Genomic DNA, 21,425 nt, shown 5'->3' with positions numbered 1-21,425 from the left:
ATTGTATTCGTCGCTTCACGCCGACTTTTGCAAAAGCTGCCGACCGAAACGGCTGGAGTTCTTTGCGGGGGATGAACGGCTTACAGGCGCACCGTATAGAATGTTGTCGCTCGCTCGAATCCACGCCACGGAAACTGGGAAGGAATGAATGGCCGAGGAAACCGCTCCAAAATCACAGTTGCGCCGCGCCATGGGCTTCTGGGACGTGCTGTTGTTCAACATCGCCGCCGTGCTGGGCCCGCGCTGGATTGCCGCCGCCGCGCACAACGGTACTTCGTCCATCAGCCTGTGGGTGCTGGCCGCCGTGTTCTTCTTTCTGCCCACGGCGCTGATCATTATTGAGCTTTCCACACGCTATCCGGCGGAAGGCGGCCTTTACGTGTGGAGCAAAGAGGCGTTTGGCGACTTCCACGGCTTTGTGGCTGGCTGGGCGTACTGGATTTATACGTTCTTTTATTTCCCCGGACTGCTCACCGCCAGCGTGGCCATGTCTGTGTACATTGGCGGACCAAAGTATGCGTGGCTGGCGGGCAGCCCAAAATATTTACTCTGGGCGTCCCTGGGATTGCTGGCGATTGCGGTGCTGTTCAACATCGTTGGGCTCGATATCGGCAAATGGCTGCAGAATGCCGGCGGCATTTCCACGTACGTACCGCTGGTGATGCTGGTGGGCATTGGAACTTACCTGGCCATGCATCGCGGCAGCGCGACGCATTTTTCCTGGCCGCGGCTCTGGCCGGAATGGCCGCCTGATATCGACAAGCTGAATTTCTGGTCGAGCATTGCGTTTGCTTTTACCGGCATGGAACTGGTCTGCGCCATGAGTGAAGAGATCCGCGAGCCCCACAAGACTTTTCCTCGCGCCATCTATGCCTCCACCGGACTGATTGCCGTGATTTACGTTCTGGGCACCATGGCGCTACTCTGGCTTTTGCCGGCGGATCAGATTGATCCCCGCAACGGAGTGTTTGGCGGCATCAGCTTTGGCTCCGCCGCGCTGGGGATCGCCTGGTTTGGAATGCTCGCGGCTTTGCTGGTGACGGTCGGCAACGCTGGAGGCGTAGGCGCGACGGTGGCCGGCGTTGCGCGCGTGCCGTTTGTCGCCGGAATCGATCATTACTTGCCTGCGTATTTCGGCAAGATCCACCCCAAATGGAAGACTCCATATATTTCCATCCTGATTCAAGCCGTGATCTCGGCGGCGATCCTTGTGCTTTCACAGATCAACGCCACGGTCATCGGTGCGTATCAATTTCTGGTTTCCATGTCAGTGATTCTCTACTTCATTCCCTTCCTTTATATGTACGCGGCGGCCATTAAGCTTGCTCATCGGTCTGACCGCGCCGACGGACAAGCCGTGCTGGTTCCGGGCGGCATGCCAGGAATCTGGATTGCCGGCTCACTCGCGTTTCTGATTACGCTGGGTTCAATGGTGCTGGCGGCGATCCCTCCCGGCGGAGAGAACAAAGCTCTGTTTGAAGCCAAACTTGTTGGCTGCACCGTGGCATTCATAGGCACCGGCTTGATTCTTTACTGGCGCGGCGCAAGAAACAAAGCAAGGGCTGCAACCGTGCAACAGGTATAGAATCAGCGCAGCAAGCGGTGCCGCATGAAGACTTCATTGTTATTTCTGGCTGCGATTTTGCTTGGCGTCTCATGCGTCGGCTGCGGCGGCGTTCCGCAGAATAATTGCAACATCACCGCCATCGTAGCGCCTATAAGCGCCATCTCTGACCATCTTGCGGCTCCGCCAGACGACGAGGTACAGTTTGCCACGGTCTCCAGCGTCAGCGGCAATTGTCCGCTCACTCCGGACACAATAGGCACATGGTCAACTTCTGCCCCGGGCAATACCAGCATCGACTCCATGGGTTTGGCCAAGTGTCTGAGCGCAACCACCACGCCGGCAACCATCAGAAACAGCGGAACCGTTCGTGGCATAAAATTTGCGTCCGCCACGCTCACCTGCCGCTAGGCACTCATTGGCTTTGTAGACTTTGGGCGACTTGATTCCGCCACGATGAGCAATCGATTTTCTGCGCAATGGATTTATTAAACAACGGCTTCAGGTCGAGCGTTTGCCCATAGAACCACGTTGAAGCGCCGACCACCCGATAATCCGGAGAAAAGTCAGAGGAGTAATACGTCAGGTCTTCCAGTTGGAGCACGTCAAAAGACTGGAATCCGGTCTCAGTGTATGGCATCTGCTTAAATGAGTTGGCTGTGATCTGGTACTCCGCTTTGTTCGCGATGGCCGCCGCATCGCCGCGCCACACGTCAGCGCCAATCTTTTCGCACTGGTTGCGCAGCACCGCCGTCACCTGCGGATTTTTTAGATCATCGTCGGCCAGAATAAACATGCGATGAATCTTGCCGCCGCTGTCAACGAACCGTCGATTCGCGCGCATATAGTCATTGAAGGTGTCAGTGTTCCAGTATTGCCAGTAGTGGTCCACCACCCAGACTTCAATCGCGCGATGCGGATCGCGGCCAAGTATGTCCGCATAACCATCCAGCAGTCGTGTGAGTCCCTGAAGCGTATGGCCGCTCTGGGCCTCATGCATCGGCGCCTTGGGACCTAGCTTCCACAATCCCCACGCCTCGGAAATATGGGTTGATAGCTCAAGCTTCCATGCTTCCGGGTGGCAATTCCACCACCAGAATGGCATGACCACAAATGCAAATGTCAACGTGACCGAAATCTTCAGCCAATGCCGAGAGAGCCAAGCCGGGAAACGAGATGATTCTCGCAGTGCGGCAGGCGATGCGATAGCAAGGCCATCAGCAGAGGCGCTTTCCCCGAGATGGGCAGACGATGGATCTTTGTCACTGACCGGCGGTTTCTTGGATCCCGTCAGTTTAAGCAAAGCGCCGCCCAGCCCCTTCAGGGTTATCGCGATTTTTTCGTAGAGGAAAAGAGCAATAACGGCCACCACGGCCATAACGACAACACTCCAGAACGCTGCCTGGCTTATATTCATATCGCTCATTTTGCGCCTCCGACGTTCCAGTCCAGGAAAACCTGCCAACAGATGGGTCTGGGACTAAGGCCCTGACGGAAGGTGACGCAACAGGCCAAAACGTTTCACGCGACTTGATAGCCATCATTGGAAATCGCGTTCTGTATTTGGGGTAAGGGTAGGCACAAAAACTGCACCGCCGCGGTGTGTGTCTTAGAATCGCGGGCTTTCAGACCCAAACTAGAAATTGAAATCAGGGCGCTGCAACCCGGTGCCTTTTCCAACTCACGCCAGAGAAGGTTCGAGCGCCGTCTCCTGTCTCAATGCCTGCAACAGAACAGACTGCTGGCCGGCGACGAATGCATTCCGTTCCTCCAGCAAATCTCTCTGGAAAGCCAGGCAAGCCGCTCTGATCGTCTCCGGCGTGCATCTGGCCTCCACGCCCACGGAGTAGGAATCCCAAACCTGCTGTACCACGTCAAACAGGAATTCATTGGCAGCCTGGGTAATTTCCTGCAGCTTTTCATGATATTGCGCCAGCCCTTCCAGCGGCGGAAAGAGGCCTCGCATGGCGGCTACTTCGGCTTTGGCATATTGCAGTTGCGGCGTCAGCGCGCCAATACCGTGGATCCAGCCGGATACATGCACCATCTGGTTCAGGTCATAGAAAAGCGCATCCAGCCGGGGATCAAGGAAATCATAGTCAGGGTGCAGAACGTCGCCTTTGAGTCGTCCAGTTTTGGCAAGTTCCTCTTTGATGGGTGTTCCATCATAGGGGACCATACGGCAGAATGAAGCGGCGGAGCTGCCGTCGCCGACGATAGTGCGGAGAAACTCCAGGTTTTCGCGCACGGATTCGAACGTTGAAGAGGGATCAAACAGCATGAACCCATACTCGAACATGATGTCTAAATCCTTCAGGATTTTCACTGCCCGCAGATTCTGTTCTACGTTGATTCCTTTGTGCAGTGTGGTAAGTCCTTGCGCGCTACCGGATTCCAATCCCATATAAACCAGATACAGTCCCGCGTCCCGCATTCGCGTCATCAACTCTGGTTCAACCGCATCGGCGCGGCAATTGATCTTCCAGATAATGCGGCGGGCGAGCCCAGCGGCATGCAGCGCATCCACAAAGTCATTCGCCCAGCGCCGCCATACCGGCCCGTAGAGCGGAAAATCGTCATCCTGAAAAAGAAAGATGGTGATTCCGTCGCGCTCATGCAGCATCCGCATTTCTTCCACCACGCGCACCGGGTTGCGCGTGCGCACAACCTTGCCCGGCGCCGTGCGGTAGAAAACGTAGATAGAACAGAAGGAACACGTGCGAATACAGCCCCTGCTTGCCAGCATGGGCGCTACCCGCCGGCCCAGGAGACTCATAGGCCTCTGGTCGCGGTCGGGATATGGCAAGTCATCCAGGTCACGTACCAGCGCGCGTAGCGGGTTGTCGACTATCTGGCTCTCCTGCCGGTATGCGATTCCATCGATTCCCCGCCATTCCTGCCCCAGGCTAACGCGATCCACCAATTCCAACATCGTCAACTCACCCTCAAAAAGCACGGCGCTGTCTACGGCGGGAGCAAGTTCGAGCGCCTGTTGATAGCTCAGACTGGGGTAATGACCGCCCATGGTGAAATGGCATGAAATACCGTTCTGGCGCAGATAGCCTGCCAGCTCTTCAAACTGTTCAATGTAGAACTGGAATATCAGGGAAAAGCCGATCACCACCGGATTCATCTCTTGCGCAGCCCGCAGGATTTCTTCCCGCGGCTGCTCGAAGTCAAGTATCTCGGCGCGGTAGCCATGACTTCGCAGCGTGGAAGCCAGGTACCCCAGACCAAGATTGGTCTGTTCCTGAAATCCGATCAGCATCACTGGCCGCGACGTGTCACGGCTTTGATGAGAAAACAGCGTTCCGCTGCTTGCAGCAACTTCGTGGGAAATCTCTCGATTCATGGCGTGCTCTCCTTGCCGTAAGATGGGGAAGATAAAAGCGGGCAGTGAGAAAACAGCCCAGCGGCCCCGTTTTTTGCGGGACCGCCGAACGGTAACAGGATCAGCCCTTCCTTTGATTGAGCGCCGAGATGTGCGCATCAATCGCCTTGCTCTGCGCTTGCAGGACTTCTTTTTCCATCTGCAGTTGCGCCAGCGCCACTTTCACAAGCGCCTCTTTGTCATGTAGTTGAAACAGCCATGGCGGGCCCGGATCTGGAATCCGCCAGTGGATGAATTTGAATATGTCTTGAAGCTCAGTTTGAACCTTCGAATCGATTGGTGCCATTTGAGTCGTCCTCCTCGTGCAAGTTGGATACTTTGGGAGCCAGGGTTGTTAAAGAGCCCGGAGTTAAGATCGACGGGGGGCCGCTCTCATGCGGCCGCGACACGTCATACGTACTGTTATGTGCACGGCCATGCAAAAGCGTTACAAATTTTGGAAAGAAAAAATTGACGGTTTTTAGGGACAGGGCGCTCAGCTGGCATGGATTCGATTTGGATTCCTACTCAACTACAACGCAGAGTTTGCAACAAAAGAAATCGGGTATGGTGCGGTGAACGGCGCAATTCCATCCCTTGCAAAAGAGGTGAAAGATGAGCAACGAGTGTTTTTTTTGCTTACTTGTTACAATCCCATCGCATGCCAACCGTGCTTCGTTCCGGACCGTACCGACTCTATTTCTATAGTCACGAGCCAAACGAACCACCACATGTGCACGTAGATCGAGATGATCTGTCGGTAAAGTTCTGGCTCGATCCAGTTGCGTTGGCCCAAAATTTTGGCTTTAATGCGCGTGAATTGGGTGTGTTGTATGGCATCATAGTGGAGCATCAGCAACAGCTCCTGGAGGCTTGGCATGGGCATTTTGGCACTCGGCGCGGATGAGAGAGTAGCCGAAGTTTCGTTCACTGACTCCGCCCTGAGTGTGGCCCTGAAAGATGGCCGAACGATTACCGTGCCTCTCACTTGGTATCCCACGCTGCTGAATGCCACACCTAAACAAAGAATGAACTGGAAAATCGCCGGCGGCGGATACGGCATCCACTGGCCCGACCTCGACGAAGACCTCAGCACCGAAGGTCTCCTGCGCGGTGCACCGGCTCCACGCAAAGCCCGCTAATCCCGCGCCGCCTATAATCTTTTTCAGATCACCTTTGAATTTTCTGCAAACTTTTTTCTTCAGCTTACGTATTCATAAAAGGCAGTCTTAGTCCGTCTATATACGTGTGCCAGCGCGTCCGGCGAAGGGAGCGGTCTTCAAATGGGGAATTTCAACTCACAACTCAGGCAAGTCCTTCGTCGGCTGGTCCGCACTCCCATGTTTACCGCGGTCACGCTAATCACCCTGGCTGCCGGCGTGGGCGCCAATACGGTTGTCTTCAGCGTGCTTGAGGGGATTCTGCTGAGGCCGCTGCCGTATCCCAAGCCGGAACAACTGGTAACCATTGCCCATGCGGCTCCGGGGATCAATTCGGCCGGAACATTCCCGGGCGCGCCTTCCAACTACTTTATCTATCGCGACCAGAACCACAGCTTTCAGGACATTGCCATGATGACCGGCGATTCGGTCAGCATCACCGGAATTGGCGAGCCGGAACAGGTACGGGCGCAGCGTATGACGGACGGGATGACCTCGATTCTGGGCGTCAATCCCGTGCTGGGCCGCGGCTTTTCCCGCCAGGATGATCTGCCCAGCAGTCCGCTCACCGCCATCCTGATGTATGGCTACTGGCAACAGAAGTTTGGTGGCGATCGCGGCATTGTGGGACAGAACATCAAGGTGGATGGCAAGCAGACGCAGGTCATCGGCGTCATGCCCAGGGACTTTCACATACTTGATCAGGATGATCCGGCAGTGCTGGTGCCTTTTCAATTCGACCGGCCCAAGATCTTTCTGGGAAATTTCAGTTACTTCACGGTGGCGCGGCTTAAGCCGGGCGTCACAGTTGAGCAAGCCAGCTCTGACGTGGCCCGTATGCTGCCCGTCGTGCTCTCGAGCTTCCCTGCGCCCCCGGGCTTCAGCCTGAAGATGTTTCAGGACGCGCGCCTTGAACCCAAAATTTCACCGTTGAAGGACCGCGTGGTTGGCGACATCGGCAAGACGCTCTGGGTGCTGATGGGGGCGATTGGGCTGGTGCTGTTGATTGCCTGCGCCAATGTCGCCAACCTGGTGCTGGTGCGCGTGGACGGACGCCGCCAGGAATTGGCGATCCGCTCAGCGCTGGGCGCGGGCTGGGGACGCATTGCTTCTGAGCTGCTGTTTGAAAGCCTGGTGCTGGGATTCTTGGGCAGCCTGCTTGGATTGGGCATCGCTTATGGCGCGTTGCGTCTGCTGGTATCTGCGGCGCCACGCAGCTTGCCGCGCGTGCATGAGATTGGCATGGATGGCTGGGTCTTGCTGTTCACCCTCGGCGTGGCACTGCTGGCCAGCATCTTGTTCGGCTCGATTCCCATTTTCAAATACGCGGGCGCGCGGCTGGCTACCGGTCTGCGTGAAGGCGCTCGCGGCATGAGCCAGAGCCGCGAGCAGCATCGCGCGCGCAGCGTGCTGGTGGTGATACAGGTGGCGCTGGCGCTGCTGGCGCTGATCTGTTCCGGTTTGATGACGCGCACCTTCATCGCCCTCACGCGTGTGCAACCCGGCTTTAGCGCGCCTGAAGAAATTCAGACGTTCACCATCGCCCTGCCCAAGAGCGTGGTGGCCGAAGATCAGAATGTCCCACGCAAGTTTGAAGAAATCATGCACAAAGTGGAGGCGGTGCCGGGCGTCACGTCCATCGGGCTCTCTACCAGCATTCCGCTCGATGGAAACGGAAGCTTCGATCCGGTATTTGCTGAAGACCACACCTATCGGCCGGGTGAACTGGCGGCACTGCGGCGCTTTAAATGGATTTCACCCGGCTTCCTCAAAACCATGGGAACTCCTCTGCTGGCGGGACGCGACCTGACCTGGACCGATATCTACAACATGAATCCAGTGGCGCTTGTTTCAGAAAATGTGGCGCGCGACCTGTGGCACGATCCTGCCGCCGCACTGGGCAAACGCATTCGCGTGGGCTCAACTGACGACTGGCGCGAAGTGGTTGGCGTGGTGAGTAACGTGTACGACGACGGCCTGAACCAGAAGCCCTCCACCGTGGTCTATTGGCCGTTGCTGATGCGCAACTTTGAAGGCAATGGAGTAAGCACGCGCCGCGAGGTTTCATTCACTCTGCGCACTCCGCGCGCGGGCACAGAAAGCCTGATGAAAGAAGTGCGGCAGGCTGTCTGGTCGGTGGATCCCAACTTGCCGCTGGCTAAAGTGCATACCGTGGATTATTTCTATCGCAGTTCCATGGCGCGCACTTCATTCACTCTGCTGATGCTCGGTGTTGCGGGCGTAATGGCGCTCCTGCTTGGGACCGTGGGCATCTACGGCGTGATCGCTTACTCGGTTTCGCAGCGCACACGCGAGATCGGCATTCGCATGGCGATGGGTGCGCAGCGGAGCGAGCTCACCGGAATGTTTGTCCGCCATGGGCTGGCGCTCAGCGCGATTGGCGTCGCCTTTGGACTGGTGGCTGCATTGATCTGCATGCGCTTTCTTTCCACTTTGCTCTTTGGCGTGAAGCCTGTCGATCTATTGACCTACAGCGCGGTTTCCATTGGGCTTGTGGCCACGGCGCTGCTGGCAAGCTATCTGCCTTCGCGCCGCGCAGCCACAATTGATCCTGTGGAAGCATTGCGCGGAGAGTAGTGGAATAGCGATTGCAACGAGCTGAAACCCAGAGATCGCCCAAGTCGCACTCGGGATTGCAGATTAGTTCATCATCGCCATTGACCGCCGCAGTGACAGCGCGGTCTGCCGGATCTCTTCAGCGTCGGAAGCGTCAGGAGACATCTTTACGTACTCATCAAAATCGCTCAGCGCGCCGCGATAATCGTTGAGGTTATACCGCAGCACCGCGCGCTGCTTCATGTCTTCAGGCGAGCGCGGATAGATCACCAGGATCAGGTCCACCACCTGCACAGCTCGGCGGAAATCGCGCTGGGAAAGGTAAACCGTGCGCAGGTTGTTCAGCATGCGTGTCAGCATCTGGCGGCGCGTTACGGCCAGAAGAAATTCGGGTTGCAGCGCCACCTGGCCAGCATAAATGCTGTCGAGCTTCTGGCGGCAATCGTCCTCAGTCACGATTGACCCGCGCTCAAAAGCGTCAATTAAAATGGAATGGCCATCCACGTCATAGTGCTTGAGCAGAAAATGTCCCGGCATTCCGACGCCGAATAACTGAAAACTCACGCGCCGCGCCACTTCCATATAGACCAGCGCCAGAGTAATGGGAATACCCAGGCGGCGGTCGAGCACATCATGAAGAAAAGAATTTCGTGGACTGTAATAATCCACGGTGTTTCCGCGAAACATCTCTTCCTGGAAAAGCACGTCGTTCAACGCGGCAATGATCTGCACGGGATCGTCCGGGTCGTCGATTTTTTCTGCCACGCGCGCGGCCAGTTCGTCCACGCGCCGCACGTAATGCTCGATATCGAGTTGCGGATCTTCAATTCGGGAAAAAGTCAGCGCGGAGCGCAGAAGATCGACCCGCTCGTCTTCGATTTCCGAACCCACCAGCGCGGCAAATGCCTGGATGATGTCTGAACTGGCTCCGGTGATCACCTATAAATTCTAGTTCAAACGGAGGCTGAAAATCTGCTGCCCGGAAGGCCAGCGTATGGCCTTGGCCTAAAGCGAGCTTTCTTTGGTCGCGGATCAAACCTGCAATACGTCGCCTTCGCGGGCGATGGTCCGATACAGCACCGGATTGATAAAGAAGCCTAAGAACAGCCGGGAAATAAGTCCGGCCACAATCACAATGGCAAAAGGCTTCTGCGTGTCTGAGCCGATCCCCGTCGATAGCGCCGCAGGCAGCAGGCCAAGGCACGCCACAAGAGCGGTCATCATGATCGGGCGCAACCGCAGCAGAGCCGCCTCACGCGTCGCCGAGCGTATGTCCATGCCTTCCAGCCGGAGCTTGTTGATGTAAGAGATCAGGATCACGCCTGTCTCCACTGACACTCCCATCAACGCCAGCAGGCCGAGCACAGATGAAACGCTGAACGGCGTATGCGTGAGCTTGAGCGCAATCAGCGCGCCCACCGGCTCGGTCATGATCACGTCCAGGGCAATTGCCATGGGAAATTTGAAGTTGCCATACAGAGCAAACAGGATAAAGAAGATCAGCAGAACCGCCAACGGACCTATGATGCTGAGCTGCTGCTTGGCGGCGATGAACTGGTCATACTCGCCACCCCACGCGATCTGGTATCCGCCGGGTATTGATACATTTTTCTGCACCGCGGCCTGCCCATCTTCTACCGCCCGTTGCAGGTCGCGGTTTTCAATGCTGTACTGCACGCCGATATAGCGTGAGTTGTTTTCACGATAGATAAATGATGCGCCGTTTCCCTGCTTGATTTCCGCCATCTGGCTGATGGGAATCTGCTGGCCGTCCGGAGTGCCCACCAGCAGGTTGCCGATTTCCTGTGCGCTGCTGCGGAACTGCGGCTGCATGCGCACCACAAGATCAAAAAGCTTTTCTCCCTGCACTACCTGTGTAGCGGCCTGTCCGCCCACCGCGGCTTGTATCACTGCTTCCACGTCAGCCACGTTGATGCCATAGCGCGCGATCTTCTCTCGATCAACATTGATGTTCAGGCTCGGCTGGCCCAGCTCATGCACCACCGTAAGGTCAGAAAAGCCGCGCACATTCTCCAGCGTCTTCTTGATTTCCACGGCCTTCTTTTCCAGCACATCAAGATCGGAACCGTAAATCTTTACGGCCAATGAACTCTTCAGACCGGTAAGTGCTTCGTCCACTGCGTCTTCGGCCGGTTGCGTGTAGTTAAAAATGATTCCGGGAAAAGCTTCCAGTCTTTTGTCGATGTCAGCAATCAGCTTTTCCTTGGTATCGAGCTTGCCCTTCCAGGACGAATCGTCGTACGGCTTCAGTCCGACATAAAATTCGGCGTTAAAAAATCCGGTAGGATCGGTGCCATCGTCGGGACGGCCATGCTCGGAGCCAACCACCGTAACTTGAGGATAAGAAATCAGAATGTTGCGGACCTGCGGCACAATCTTGCTCGACTCTTCAAAGGAAATCGTATAAGGCATGGTGGCGCGGACCCACAGCGCGCCTTCATCGAGATGAGGCATGAATTCGCCGCCGATAAAAGGAACGAGGCAGAGCGTCGCGGCAAAAATCAAAACCGCAATCAGCAGCGTCAGCCTGCGATGGTCAAGGCACCAGTCGAGCTGCCACGTATAAATGTCTTTGATCCACTCAAACGCGCGGTTCTTTGGTTCCTTAACGCCCTTGGTGAACATGTAGGAAGCCAGCACCGGAACCAGCGTGAGCGTAAGTATCAGCGCGCCGATCAGGGCGAACGACATGGTTTCCGCCATGGGATGGAAAAGCTTCCCGGAAGGCCCACTCAGCGCATAGATAGGAAGATAACCCGCGATGATGACAGCGACGGAATAAAAAATAGGGCGATCAACGTCCTTGGCCGCCGCCAGAATCACTTCGTTCAGTTTGTAGGGCTGGCCTTCTCGCAGCGCCAGCTCGCGGTAGATGTTTTCCACCATGACCACTGTGCCGTCAATGATGATGCCAAAGTCAATGGCGCCTATCGACAGCAGGTTGGCGGAAACATCATGCGCATGCAGCACGATGAAAGCAAACAACAGTCCCAGCGGGATGGTGAGCGCGACAATAACGGCAGCACGAACGCTCACCAGGAAGAAAAGCAGCACCAGCAGAACCAGGATCATCCCGCGGATAAGATTGCCTTCCACTGTCCGCGTAGTAACCTCGACCAGATCGCTACGGTCATAAAAAGGCCGCACCTTCACGTCACGCGGCAGAATGGAGCTGTTTAACTCCTCCGTCTTCTTTTGTACGGCCTTCAGAACGGTCTGCGTCTGCTCATCGCGGCGCATCAGGATCACGCCTTCCACGGCATCGTCGTGATTTTCGTTGTGCGTCTGGAAACCAAAGCTACCAAGGCGCGGAGCATTGCCAATCGTCACGTCGCCAACGTCCCGGATACGAATCGGCGTTCCCTTGTTGCTGGCAATCACGATGTTGCCGATGTCGCTGGTGTTTTGCACCAGACCAAGCCCGCGGACGTAATAGAATTGGCCGCCCTGGGAATAAAATCCGCCGCCGGCATTCGCGTTGTTGACTGAAAGCGCCTGGAGCACCTGCGGGACTGTCAGGTGATATCCGTACAGCCGCGAAGGATCCAGCAGCACCTGATACTGCATGACCGTGCCGCCAAGGCCGGAATCGTCGGCCACGCCGGGAACGGATTTGTATGCCCGCTCAACCACCCAGTCTTCAATGGTCTTCAACTCCTGCGGTGTGCGGTCAGGACTTTCCAGCACGTAGCGATAGACAAGTCCGCTGGGACTGAATAGCGGCGCCATGCTGGGCGTCACGCCCGTGGGAAGCTCCGCGTCGCCGATTCTCTGGAAAATTACCTGCCGAGAAAAATAATTGTCGGTTCCCTCTTCAAACGTAAGCTTGATATCGGAGAGCCCGTAGAGCGAGATGGAGCGCATCACCACCATTTTGGGCGCGCCAGACATTTCCACTTCCAGCGGGAGAGTGATGAGCCGCTCAACTTCTTCCGCGGCGTGGCCTGGCCACTGCGTGATGAGTTCGACCGTGGGCGGAGCAAGGTCTGGGTATGCGTCCACCGGCATGCGCTGAAATGACACTATGCCGGCGATGATCAGCAGCACGGTGAGCATCAGCACCAGAAAGCGCTGCCGCAAAGCCATTTGTACAAGTCTGTGGATCATTATTGCGAACTCGCAAACTGCAGGAACAAGCTGCCGTTGCCGGCGACGCGTTCTCCAGGTTGCAGACCGGCGATGATCTGCGTTTTGCCGTCACTGCTTTGGCCCAGTTTTACCGGTCGTCGCGCGAACTGGTCTTGCGCCACTGCCACATAAACAAACGGCTCATTCTCTGCGTCGCGCAACACTGCCGCATCCGGCACCAGCAGCGCGTTATCGATCTTGCCTGCCACAACCGTAGCTGTTACGTACATGTCTTTTTTCAAGCGGCCTTCAGGGTTCTTGGTGTCGATTCGCGCTTGCAATGTCCTTGATGTGGCGTCCAGCGCCGCGCCCATGAAAGAAATTCGTCCATGAAACACGTCGGGATACGCATCCGTCTTGATCGTGACAGGATCGCCCACGTGGACGTAAGCGAGTTGGTTCTCATAAACGTTGGCGAGCACCCAGACCGTACTCATGTTGGAGATGGTGAAACACTGCGTTTGTCCCGCTTGAAGCACTTGTCCTGGCGCCACCAGGCGTTCAACGGCCTCGCCCGGAATGGGCGCAAGCACCGGAACTTCCGGCGAAGTAGGATTCTCAATCAGCGTGTCCGGACGCGGAATGCCGAGAATCTTTAGCGATTGCTCTGCCGCCTGCTGATCGGCTTGCGCTTGTATTTCCGCCGACTCCGCCGCCTGCAAATCACGTTCGGCGATCGCATGGTGAGCGTAGAGGTCCTGCGAGCGCAGGTAATTCTTGTGCGCCAGTGAATGCGCGTCACGCGCCTTCAGGTAATTCGCGCGAAGCTGGGAGTAATCCGGGCTGCTGACGTACAACATCGGCTGGCCCTTTTTCACCTGCTGGCCCGGCGAAACCAGAATCCTGCTTACCGGTCCGCTCACCTGCGAGATGACAGGCGTAGTGAGAAAGCTGTTGTACGCAACTGTTCCGTTCAACCGCAGAACGCGCGGCCATGATGTGGGTTGGACCGTGACCACCTGGATGTGCGAAACCTGCTCTTTAGGCACGGTAAACAGCTGGGTCTTATTGGCATCCGTTGCGCTTTTTTCTTTGGCCTTCGGATCGCCACTCGAACATCCGGACAGAATCATCCCAAGAGCCAGAGCCGCCATGATCGAAGCCTTGGCATTAAGCGAAATTGGGCGGAGCAGTTGGTGAAGATATCTCATGGCAAACTCCTTGTCCCGATGGCCTGCCGCAACTGCTCCAGGCTGAGCATGTAGGCGGCCAGCGCCTGCCGGTAAGCGAGTTGTGTTGAGCGATAACTCCGCTCGGCATCGAGAAAATCAAGCAAGGTGGCTGCGCCCGCCTTATATGCATATTGGCTGATGTCGCGCGAATCCTGCGCCTGCTTGAGGTAGCCGGAAACATAAAGCTTCACCACGTCCTGGTTGGAACTTGCCGATTCATACGCGTTCGTCACGTCGGTCATTACCGTGTCCTCAGCGGCTTTGGCGGTTAGCTCAGCGCCGGTCAGCGCGAATTTGGTTCGCGCAATTTCACCTTGATTGCGGTCAAAGATGGGAAGTGGAACGCTAAAGAAGAGCGAGGTAGAGCTTGCGCCGGATACGTGCGAGTAACTGGCGGAAGCATTGAAATCCACTTTCGAATTTGCCTTGGCCAGCGAAATCTGGCTGTTGGCGGCTTTTATTCCCTTTTGCGCTGCCAGCAGATCAGGCCGCGTGGCCAGAGCCTTTACCTGCAAGTCCGGCAGGGCTGCCGTGAGCGGCTGGTAGTCCAAGTCGCCGACCACGTCAAAATCGTGCGGGAGTGAGGCGTATCCAACGAGTTGGCGCAGGCTACCCAGGGCCTGGACTTTGGCTACTCGGGCGGAACTTACATCAGTCTGGAATTGCAGGAGTTGCAGCTTGATCTTCAGGTAGTCGCCTTCACTGATATCTCCGGCTTTGTAACGCTGTTCGCTGATCCTGACTGTGTCCTGAAAGCTGTTCAGGTTTTCCAGCGCAAACTGTAATGTGGAATTTGCCAGCAGCACATCAATGAACTGCTGCGCAACATTGAAGACCAGCGTGCGTTCCGTATCGGCGATCTGCGCTGCTGTCACGGCCGTTGCATCGCGAGCAGCCTGCAATCGGTTCTGGCGTTTGTGCCCGCGCTCAAAAAGATAGCCCAGGCCGATATCAAATTGCTGCAGGTTGTTCAGCGTATCGGTAGAGAAGTCTCCGCTAAACACCGGTATAAATTGCGAGTCCCAGGCAAGTGTCGGGTTCGGCCGAAGATTGGCGGTAATTTCCTGCGCCTGGTTTTGCTGGATCTGCGTACGCGCGGCTTTGATGCTGGGACTGTTCGCCAGCGCCATTGTGATCGCCTGCTCCAAAGTGATTTGCGTGGCCGCGGGGCGATCGCGGGTCGGCGTGGGCGTGGCCACAGGAGGCGTAGATTGGCCTGCGGACGGCGCCGATTGGCTTTGGCCGGCGGCGGAAGAGCTAAGCGGAATTGTCGTCTGCCCCGGCAAAAGCGGAGGCAGCATAAAGCATGAAAGCAAGAGGGACACCCGAAACATCGTTCCCCTCCAAAAAATTCTGGATTTTATGGAGCTAATCTGGATGAATGGCCTGGATCAGGCAGCGGGAGGCGGGCGGATGAAGAGGCTCAGCTCAGAAATGGCGCTCTTGCCCTGTGTTTTATACGGGACGGTAAAAGCTTCCACGGAATGGAAGACCAGCAGCAGGTAAACCGTGACCGTGGGCGCATTCGCATGAACGGAAAGGCAGATAACACAAGTAGAAGAGTTCTGCGCGACTGCGGCATCGGAATGGCTATGCGTTGCTTCCAGTCCGGCCACAAACAAGGCAAGCACAATGCAGACCATTGCGATCAGGCGCATGAGCTTACGGCTCTCGAATTGACTGGTTCCGGCTTGCATGGGCGATTGCGGTGGAGTGCCACCGAATGCAGAATTCAGCTTACAGTAATTTCCACAGCCTGCCAACGTATCCTCATTGTATTGATGCAGGGTGTTCCGTCTTAGGCACTCACGAAAGTGTTCGGCCCTGAGGGTATCCCGCCTCGAGAAACCGCATCTACGGACCAGCTTTACAAACCTTAGGGCCCGGAAATTGCACGACCAGAGCTGCTGTGCTAGCGTTGAAGTGTATTGAGAGGCATTTTGCGAACCATTCCTTCGGGGCTGGACCGAAAGGAAGCTGAACTCTACAGCCAGCTTGATCCTCACCAGTTCCCAAAACATGTCGCGATCATCATGGACGGCAACGGCCGCTGGGCCAAACGCCGCCACCTGCCGCGTATTGCCGGCCATCGCCGGGGTGTGGACTCCGTCCGCAAAGTCGTGACCACGGCTTCCAATATCGGATTGTCTGCACTGACGCTCTATGCTTTTTCAGCGGAGAACTTCACCCGCCGTCCTCCGACGGAAATCCACTTTCTAATGAAGCTCCTGCACCGATATCTGAAGAATGAGCTGCCGCTGATGCATCGCAACAATATCCGGCTGTCATTTATCGGTCGCAGCCACATGCTGCCGCAGGAAGTACAGGAGCGCATGGCCTGGGCCAAAGAGCAAACGGCGCACCACACCGGCATGGTCATGACGCTGGCGCTGAATTATGGATCGCGCTCAGAGATCGTGGACGCCTGCAAATCCATGGTGAACGCCGCGGCCAACAATGGCGGCCTGGACCATTTCAAGATCGACGAAGAGAGCCTGAACCGCCACATGTACACCAGCAACCTGCCGGAGCTGGACCTGATTATCCGCACCAGCGGTGAAATGCGCCTGAGCAATTTCCTGCTGTGGCAGGCGGCGTACGCGGAAATCTATGTGACCAAGACGCTCTGGCCTGACTTCAACGGCGTGCATCTGCTGGAAGCCATCAAGGAATATCAGTCGCGCGAACGGCGCTATGGCGGCTTGAACGAACCCAGCCCAGGCAGCTCAAACTAGATGAAAAGAGTCCTTACCGCAGCGGTGCTGGTGCCGGTGGTGCTGCTGATTTTGTTCAAGGCGCCAAACTGGCTTTACAGCGCGTTTATTGGGCTGATCGCCGTGCTTGCCGTCCATGAATATTTCGGCATCGCGTTCCATTACCAGCAAAAGCTGCATGCCTACGTGGTCGAGGTGGCGATTGGCCTGTATTTTCTGGGCCAGAGTCTTTTTGGAATCAATGCGTTTGGTATAGAAAATCTTGGTAGAGCGTTTGACCGATGGGCCACCGACGCAACCGGTGCACGCGTGCTGCCCCTTGTCCTGGTGGCTCTTGGCATGTTTCTCTGGCCGATGAAGGATGTTTTGCCGGCGGCGGCATTTTCTTATTTCGGGTTCATTTATGTGGCCTTAACGTTGGGCGAAATCTCAACCATCGGGCATTTTGAGAATGGCCGCGTTACCGTATTCGTCTTTCTCTTGGTGGTATGGTCCGGCGACATTTTTGCCTATTACATTGGACGCGCTTTCGGAAAACATAAGCTGGCAGAAACCATCAGCCCGAAAAAAACCTGGGAAGGAGCTATCGCTTCCACGGCAGGAGCGGTGCTGGTCTCAATTGTGCTCTTTCACTACATACACTCTCTTGGAACGGTATTGGTAAAGCTTCACGCGCTGCCGTCAGAGAGCCTTCTCTTTACCGATATCCGGCTGTACGCGCCTGGCTGGCAGCTTGCCGCCGTGTTTGGTTTCGTGGTCAACATTGCTGCTCAGCTTGGTGATTTGGCAGAATCGGCCTTCAAACGCGGAGCGGACGTTAAGGATTCCGGGACATTGCTACCCGGCCATGGCGGTTTGCTGGACCGGATTGACGCGATGCTGTTCGCGGCTCCGGTATTATGGTTTTTCTATCCCGCTTTATATATGGCGCTCAGGCATCAACCATGAAACGCATTGCCATCCTCGGTTCCACCGGCTCTATTGGCCGCAGCACGCTCAACGTGATTGAAAACAATCCTGAGCGATTTCAGTTGTGGACAATGGCCGCAGGTTCGAACATTGAATCCGCCTTGAACGACGCGCGCCGCTGGAAACCGAAAATTCTTTCACTTGCCTCAGAGCAGGATGCCGAAAAAGTTCACAAGCAGCTCAAGGCTGAGGGTCTTGGCCACATTGAAGTTGTCCATGGACAGCCCGGAACCGTGCGGGTGGCCACGCATCCTGAAGTTGATTTTGTGGTGAGCGCCATTGTGGGCGTTGCGGGATTGAAAGCGACATATGAAGCCGTTCGGGCAGGCAAAGCAATAGGGTTAGCAAACAAGGAATGCCTGGTCGCGGCAGGTGAGTTGATCACGGCTGAAGCGCGCAGGCAGGGCAAGCCTCTGCTCCCGATCGATAGCGAACACAACGCCGTCCACCAATGCATGCGTGGCGGAAGAATGAATGAGGTCGAACGGGTATGGCTTACCGCCAGCGGCGGGCCATTTCTGAATACACCAAAATCTGACTTCGAAAAAATCACGGTGGAGCAGGCGCTGAATCATCCCACGTGGAAGATGGGCCAGCGCATCACCATCGATTCCGCCACCCTGATGAACAAGGGATTTGAAGTCATAGAAGCCTGCCGGCTGTTTGATATGCCGCCAGAGCGCGTGAAGGTGATCGTTCATCCACAATCGACGATTCACTCTCTCGTCGAATTCAATGACGGCAGCATTCTGGCGCAGCTTTCGGTCACGGACATGCGCCTGCCGATTCTTTACGCGCTGACTTACCCGGAGCGCATCGAGTCTGACCTGCGATTCAACGTTCTTGACCTGAAACGGCTCGACTTTGCGCCGCCCGATCCTGACAAATTCCCCTGCCTGCGCCTGGCCTATGAAGCGGCGGCTGCCGGGGCATCGAAAACCATTGCCCTCAATGCGGCAGATGAGGTCGCCGTAGCTGCTTTCCTAAAACGGGAAATCGGTTTTACCGATATTTCTAAGGTGGTTGAGCGCACAATGAATGAAACTACGGCCTGCCGTCCTGAATCTATAGAAGAGGTACTTGCCATTGACGCCCAGGCGCGGAGCCTGGCGCAGGAGCAATTGCCGCGTCATGTGGCCCGGTAGCGGGCTGCGGCGCTTTAAAGTTACAATATCGAATCACCTTCATTATGCAGTTATTATCACTTAGCGTCGTCGCGTTCATATTCGTTTTAGGCATTTTGGTATTTGTCCATGAGTTCGGCCATTATGCCGTAGCCAAGCTGTTCAAGGTCCGGGTGGAAGTCTTCAGCCTCGGCTTTGGCAAGCGGCTGTTCGGGTTCAAGCGCGGTGATACCGACTATCGCATCAGCCTTCTTCCTCTGGGCGGCTACGTGAAGATGGCCGGCGAAAATCCCATGGAAGCACGGACGGGCGATCCCGGCGAGTTCATGAGCCATCCCCGCTGGCAGCGCTTTCTGGTGGCGATTGCCGGCCCGGCGATGAACATTATCCTGGCTTTTGTGGTCCTCGCAGTCCTTTACACGTTCCATCATGAGTATTTCGCTTTCAGCAAGGCCCCCGTGGACGTGGTTTTCGTTACGCCCAATTCTCCGGCGGAAAAAGCCGGTTTGCAGGTAGGCGACAGGATCGTCAACGTGCAGGGCATTGATAATCCCACCTGGGAGCAGTTCCTGATTCGCGTCAGCATCAACCCCGGGCAGCAGGTTCCAGTCAAGGTATTACGCGGCGATAAAACTGTGGACATGACTCTGGTGCCGGAAACTACCGGCAAAGACCATGAAGGAGATGTCGGGCTGGATCCGCCGGGCGTAGTGGGGATGATCGAGCCGGGACTGCCCGCCGACAAAGCCCACATCCAGAGCGGCGACGTGTTGGTCTCAGTGAATGGCAAGCCCATCCGTTCCGTGGATGACCTGCTGGGAGCGCTGCAGGAAGCCAAGGGAAATCCGGTGCAGTTGACCATCCTGCGCGACCGCAAGAACCTGACGCTGGCTATTCCCGGTCAGCTCGTAGGCTCACCTGACTCCACGCAGAAAAAGTATCGGATTGGTGTGAGCATGGAGCAGGTGGAGAACCTACCTTTCCGCACAGCGGTGCAAACCTCTTATGAAGAGTGCAAGAGCAATTCCCTGCTGATCTTTGAATTGCTGGGCAAGCTCATCCAGCACAAAAATTCGATCCAGCAGATGAGCGGCCCCATCGGGATCATGCGTTATTCCGGCCAGGCAGCCAGAATGGGCATGCCTTCACTGCTGAAGTTCATGGCGCTGATCAGCCTGAATCTTGCCATCTTCAATTTGCTGCCAATTCCAATTCTGGATGGCGGCCTGATGCTCATGCTGCTGGTGGAAGCAGTCATGCGTCGCGACATTAAACAGGAAGTGAAGGAGCGCGTGTATCAGGCGGCCTTTGTGTTCCTGGTGCTGTTTGCCGCGGTCGTGATCTTTAATGACGTGGCCAAGACTCTGCCGGGACATTTGAGATAACGAGCACTGGCGACTAGCTGCTAGTGAAGGCTCTTGGCGGCTCGCAATGATCGCGATTCCATATTCACCAAATTCCGATATTTCATTTACCGGCTCTCGGGATGTGGTGACCTCTCATCGCTCAATTGCCGATGAGTGTCTTCTTCTGATTATCCCAGCACCATTTAGGCTGTTCGCCTGTTAGGTGCACGCCGCCGAGCCAGCGATCAATACCGCCTTGCAGCTTGATCCAGTCAGCTTTGCCTTCCAGCAACTGGCGGCCGGCGTCGGTGATCGTGAATTCATTCTTGGGCGACTCAATAAGCGCGGGATTAGGTCCGGCAGTGAGCCATGAGAGCCGCAAATAGACTGACAAATCGCCCCAGGGCACATCCTCCTGCTTGCGCGACTCGACATAGATATCCGCTTTCTTGCGTTTGCCCGTGGCAACAGCTTGCAGGATCTGCCGTTCGGTGCGGGAAAGCCCGTCGTTGGTCCATGGATACTCTTCCAGAAAGCGTGTGAGGGCCGCTGCCAGAAACGGCATCTCTTCGAACTTTTGTTGTGCGATTGCCGCCATGTCAGTGGGATCTTCAGCGCGGAAGGCGTGCCATGCTTCCGTGGCAATACTGCGTTGCGCATGCGTTACACGTTTGCGCATGGGAAATAGCCGCGCCAATTGTGGCCCGCTCAGCTGTCCCAGCCCGTAAAACGGCCGCACACCGGGGTAAGAATCGATCTGCACCAGATCGAGGTTGATGCCTTCAAGGTCCTGCTGCTCAAACCAATCCAGCAACTGGAGAAGCTGCAACTGATCGTAAAGATCATGCTCAAACCAAAGCACCACGTCCTGATGCTTGCGGAAATCCTGGAGTGTCCGGTCGCGGTTGGCAAAATCGGCGCGCATTTTCTCGGGATCGCCCCAGCCGAAGCCGGCCAGCGCTTGCGCGCGAACATCAGACAGTTCATTCAGCGTCGCAGTCTGAGGCACGGGACCGTCATGTAGCACGTCGTTCCACGCAAGATACGTTCCCGGAAACCTGACTTGCCGGAAGGTGCCCGTCACCGATTCGCCATTGGTGATATGCAACACAAAGGAAGGCTAGCACAAATGCGGGATCGAGTGGCAATGGCAGTGAAGGTTTGCACAAAGCCACCGCAGCTTCTATACTCTGATTCCATGCACCGTCGTTCACAGCTCCTCTGCTGTTGTTGTTGCTGCGTCACCAGCGGCGACGGCGGCTCTTTGCAGTTTTAAGCCT

The 21,425-nt window shown here is 56.1% G+C and carries 18 protein-coding genes; 9 read left to right on the top strand and 9 right to left on the bottom strand.

Going from position 1 to position 21,425, the window contains the following annotated elements:
* The first annotated feature begins 148 nt into the window (after positions 1–148).
* Positions 149–1,585 (top strand): APC family permease, encoded by a 1,437-nt coding sequence (locus LAO76_24465; GenBank protein ID MBZ5494089.1) that lies wholly within the window; start codon positions 149–151, stop codon positions 1,583–1,585.
* Positions 1,586–1,609: 24 nt separating this feature from the next.
* Positions 1,610–1,975 carry a hypothetical protein gene (locus LAO76_24460; protein ID MBZ5494088.1) on the top strand — a complete coding sequence of 122 codons (366 nt, stop codon included), beginning with the start codon at positions 1,610–1,612 and terminating at the stop codon, positions 1,973–1,975.
* A gap of 4 nt (positions 1,976–1,979) precedes the next feature.
* On the opposite strand, the gene LAO76_24455 is transcribed toward LAO76_24460, so the two are convergent.
* From LAO76_24455 to LAO76_24445, 3 genes are all read right to left on the bottom strand, one after another.
* On the bottom strand, positions 1,980–2,990 hold the full coding sequence (locus tag LAO76_24455; protein MBZ5494087.1) for a hypothetical protein: 1,011 nt from the start codon (positions 2,988–2,990) through the stop codon (positions 1,980–1,982).
* 255 nt (positions 2,991–3,245) lie between these two features.
* Complete coding sequence (locus LAO76_24450) at positions 3,246–4,916, bottom strand: B12-binding domain-containing radical SAM protein (protein ID MBZ5494086.1); 1,671 nt, start codon at positions 4,914–4,916, stop codon at positions 3,246–3,248.
* Positions 4,917–5,016: 100 nt separating this feature from the next.
* A complete protein-coding gene (locus LAO76_24445; GenBank protein ID MBZ5494085.1) occupies positions 5,017–5,241 on the bottom strand; it encodes a hypothetical protein in 225 nt (74 codons plus the stop codon).
* 354 nt (positions 5,242–5,595) lie between these two features.
* Between LAO76_24445 and LAO76_24440 the strand changes: the two genes are divergently transcribed.
* From LAO76_24440 to LAO76_24430, 3 genes are all read left to right on the top strand, one after another.
* Positions 5,596–5,841 (top strand): DUF4160 domain-containing protein, encoded by a 246-nt coding sequence (locus LAO76_24440; protein MBZ5494084.1) that lies wholly within the window; start codon positions 5,596–5,598, stop codon positions 5,839–5,841.
* Positions 5,813–6,076, top strand: coding sequence for a DUF2442 domain-containing protein (locus LAO76_24435; protein ID MBZ5494083.1), 264 nt, complete (start codon positions 5,813–5,815; stop codon positions 6,074–6,076). Before LAO76_24440 ends, LAO76_24435 begins: the two co-directional genes overlap by 29 nt.
* Before the next feature lie 141 nt (positions 6,077–6,217).
* Positions 6,218–8,692, top strand: a complete 2,475-nt coding sequence (locus tag LAO76_24430; protein MBZ5494082.1) for an ABC transporter permease — start codon at positions 6,218–6,220, stop codon at positions 8,690–8,692.
* 63 nt (positions 8,693–8,755) lie between these two features.
* On the opposite strand, the gene LAO76_24425 is transcribed toward LAO76_24430, so the two are convergent.
* The 5 genes from LAO76_24425 to LAO76_24405 form a co-directional block, all read right to left on the bottom strand.
* The gene (locus LAO76_24425) at positions 8,756–9,610 is read right to left on the bottom strand and encodes a transglutaminase-like domain-containing protein (GenBank protein MBZ5494081.1); all 855 of its coding nucleotides are present in this window, start codon (positions 9,608–9,610) and stop codon (positions 8,756–8,758) included.
* Between the two features lie 93 nt (positions 9,611–9,703).
* The gene (locus LAO76_24420; GenBank protein ID MBZ5494080.1) at positions 9,704–12,799 is read right to left on the bottom strand and encodes a CusA/CzcA family heavy metal efflux RND transporter; all 3,096 of its coding nucleotides are present in this window, start codon (positions 12,797–12,799) and stop codon (positions 9,704–9,706) included.
* Positions 12,799–13,971, bottom strand: a complete 1,173-nt coding sequence (locus LAO76_24415; GenBank protein MBZ5494079.1) for an efflux RND transporter periplasmic adaptor subunit — start codon at positions 13,969–13,971, stop codon at positions 12,799–12,801. The genes LAO76_24420 and LAO76_24415 overlap by 1 nt, the downstream gene beginning before the upstream one ends.
* The gene (locus LAO76_24410) at positions 13,968–15,326 is read right to left on the bottom strand and encodes a TolC family protein (GenBank protein MBZ5494078.1); all 1,359 of its coding nucleotides are present in this window, start codon (positions 15,324–15,326) and stop codon (positions 13,968–13,970) included. Before LAO76_24410 ends, LAO76_24415 begins: the two co-directional genes overlap by 4 nt.
* Positions 15,327–15,383: 57 nt before the next feature.
* Complete coding sequence (locus tag LAO76_24405; GenBank protein MBZ5494077.1) at positions 15,384–15,650, bottom strand: hypothetical protein; 267 nt, start codon at positions 15,648–15,650, stop codon at positions 15,384–15,386.
* A 279-nt stretch (positions 15,651–15,929) separates the two neighbouring features.
* Between LAO76_24405 and LAO76_24400 the strand changes: the two genes are divergently transcribed.
* Genes LAO76_24400 through rseP form a run of 4 tightly spaced genes read left to right on the top strand, consistent with a single transcriptional unit; the run spans position 15,930 to position 20,184 of the window.
* Positions 15,930–16,727, top strand: a complete 798-nt coding sequence (locus LAO76_24400; protein MBZ5494076.1) for an isoprenyl transferase — start codon at positions 15,930–15,932, stop codon at positions 16,725–16,727.
* Positions 16,728–17,654: a phosphatidate cytidylyltransferase gene (locus LAO76_24395; protein MBZ5494075.1), complete on the top strand. Its 927-nt coding sequence runs from the start codon at positions 16,728–16,730 to the stop codon at positions 17,652–17,654.
* Positions 17,651–18,820 carry a 1-deoxy-D-xylulose-5-phosphate reductoisomerase gene (locus tag LAO76_24390; GenBank protein ID MBZ5494074.1) on the top strand — a complete coding sequence of 390 codons (1,170 nt, stop codon included), beginning with the start codon at positions 17,651–17,653 and terminating at the stop codon, positions 18,818–18,820. The genes LAO76_24395 and LAO76_24390 overlap by 4 nt, the downstream gene beginning before the upstream one ends.
* Positions 18,821–18,864: 44 nt before the next feature.
* Complete coding sequence (gene rseP, locus LAO76_24385; protein MBZ5494073.1) at positions 18,865–20,184, top strand: RIP metalloprotease RseP; 1,320 nt, start codon at positions 18,865–18,867, stop codon at positions 20,182–20,184.
* A 121-nt stretch (positions 20,185–20,305) separates the two neighbouring features.
* Here rseP and LAO76_24380 read toward each other — a convergent pair whose 3' ends face one another.
* Positions 20,306–21,256 (bottom strand): DUF1835 domain-containing protein, encoded by a 951-nt coding sequence (locus tag LAO76_24380; GenBank protein MBZ5494072.1) that lies wholly within the window; start codon positions 21,254–21,256, stop codon positions 20,306–20,308.
* Positions 21,257–21,425 lie beyond the last annotated feature (169 nt).

This window comes from Terriglobia bacterium (assembly GCA_020072645.1).
Taxonomy (GTDB): domain Bacteria; phylum Acidobacteriota; class Terriglobia; order Terriglobales; family Acidobacteriaceae; genus Angelobacter.
This window is presented reverse-complemented; position numbering and strand designations above follow the sequence as displayed.

What these genes read in the sequence shown, in the direction of transcription:
- LAO76_24430 (MBZ5494082.1), top strand. Translation starts at nt 6,218, where the DNA reads ATGGGGAATTTCAACTCACAACTCAGGCAAGTCCTTCGTCGGCTGGTC.
- LAO76_24460 (MBZ5494088.1), top strand. Translation starts at nt 1,610, where the DNA reads ATGAAGACTTCATTGTTATTTCTGGCTGCGATTTTGCTTGGCGTCTCA.
- LAO76_24390 (MBZ5494074.1), top strand. Translation starts at nt 17,651, where the DNA reads ATGAAACGCATTGCCATCCTCGGTTCCACCGGCTCTATTGGCCGCAGC.
- rseP (MBZ5494073.1), top strand. Translation starts at nt 18,865, where the DNA reads ATGCAGTTATTATCACTTAGCGTCGTCGCGTTCATATTCGTTTTAGGC.
- LAO76_24415 (MBZ5494079.1), bottom strand. Translation starts at nt 13,971, where the DNA reads ATGAGATATCTTCACCAACTGCTCCGCCCAATTTCGCTTAATGCCAAG.
- LAO76_24440 (MBZ5494084.1), top strand. Translation starts at nt 5,596, where the DNA reads ATGCCAACCGTGCTTCGTTCCGGACCGTACCGACTCTATTTCTATAGT.
- LAO76_24405 (MBZ5494077.1), bottom strand. Translation starts at nt 15,650, where the DNA reads ATGCGCCTGATCGCAATGGTCTGCATTGTGCTTGCCTTGTTTGTGGCC.
- LAO76_24420 (MBZ5494080.1), bottom strand. Translation starts at nt 12,799, where the DNA reads ATGATCCACAGACTTGTACAAATGGCTTTGCGGCAGCGCTTTCTGGTG.
- LAO76_24435 (MBZ5494083.1), top strand. Translation starts at nt 5,813, where the DNA reads ATGGGCATTTTGGCACTCGGCGCGGATGAGAGAGTAGCCGAAGTTTCG.
- LAO76_24395 (MBZ5494075.1), top strand. Translation starts at nt 16,728, where the DNA reads ATGAAAAGAGTCCTTACCGCAGCGGTGCTGGTGCCGGTGGTGCTGCTG.
- LAO76_24450 (MBZ5494086.1), bottom strand. Translation starts at nt 4,916, where the DNA reads ATGAATCGAGAGATTTCCCACGAAGTTGCTGCAAGCAGCGGAACGCTG.
- LAO76_24465 (MBZ5494089.1), top strand. Translation starts at nt 149, where the DNA reads ATGGCCGAGGAAACCGCTCCAAAATCACAGTTGCGCCGCGCCATGGGC.
- LAO76_24445 (MBZ5494085.1), bottom strand. Translation starts at nt 5,241, where the DNA reads ATGGCACCAATCGATTCGAAGGTTCAAACTGAGCTTCAAGACATATTC.
- LAO76_24455 (MBZ5494087.1), bottom strand. Translation starts at nt 2,990, where the DNA reads ATGAGCGATATGAATATAAGCCAGGCAGCGTTCTGGAGTGTTGTCGTT.
- LAO76_24410 (MBZ5494078.1), bottom strand. Translation starts at nt 15,326, where the DNA reads ATGTTTCGGGTGTCCCTCTTGCTTTCATGCTTTATGCTGCCTCCGCTT.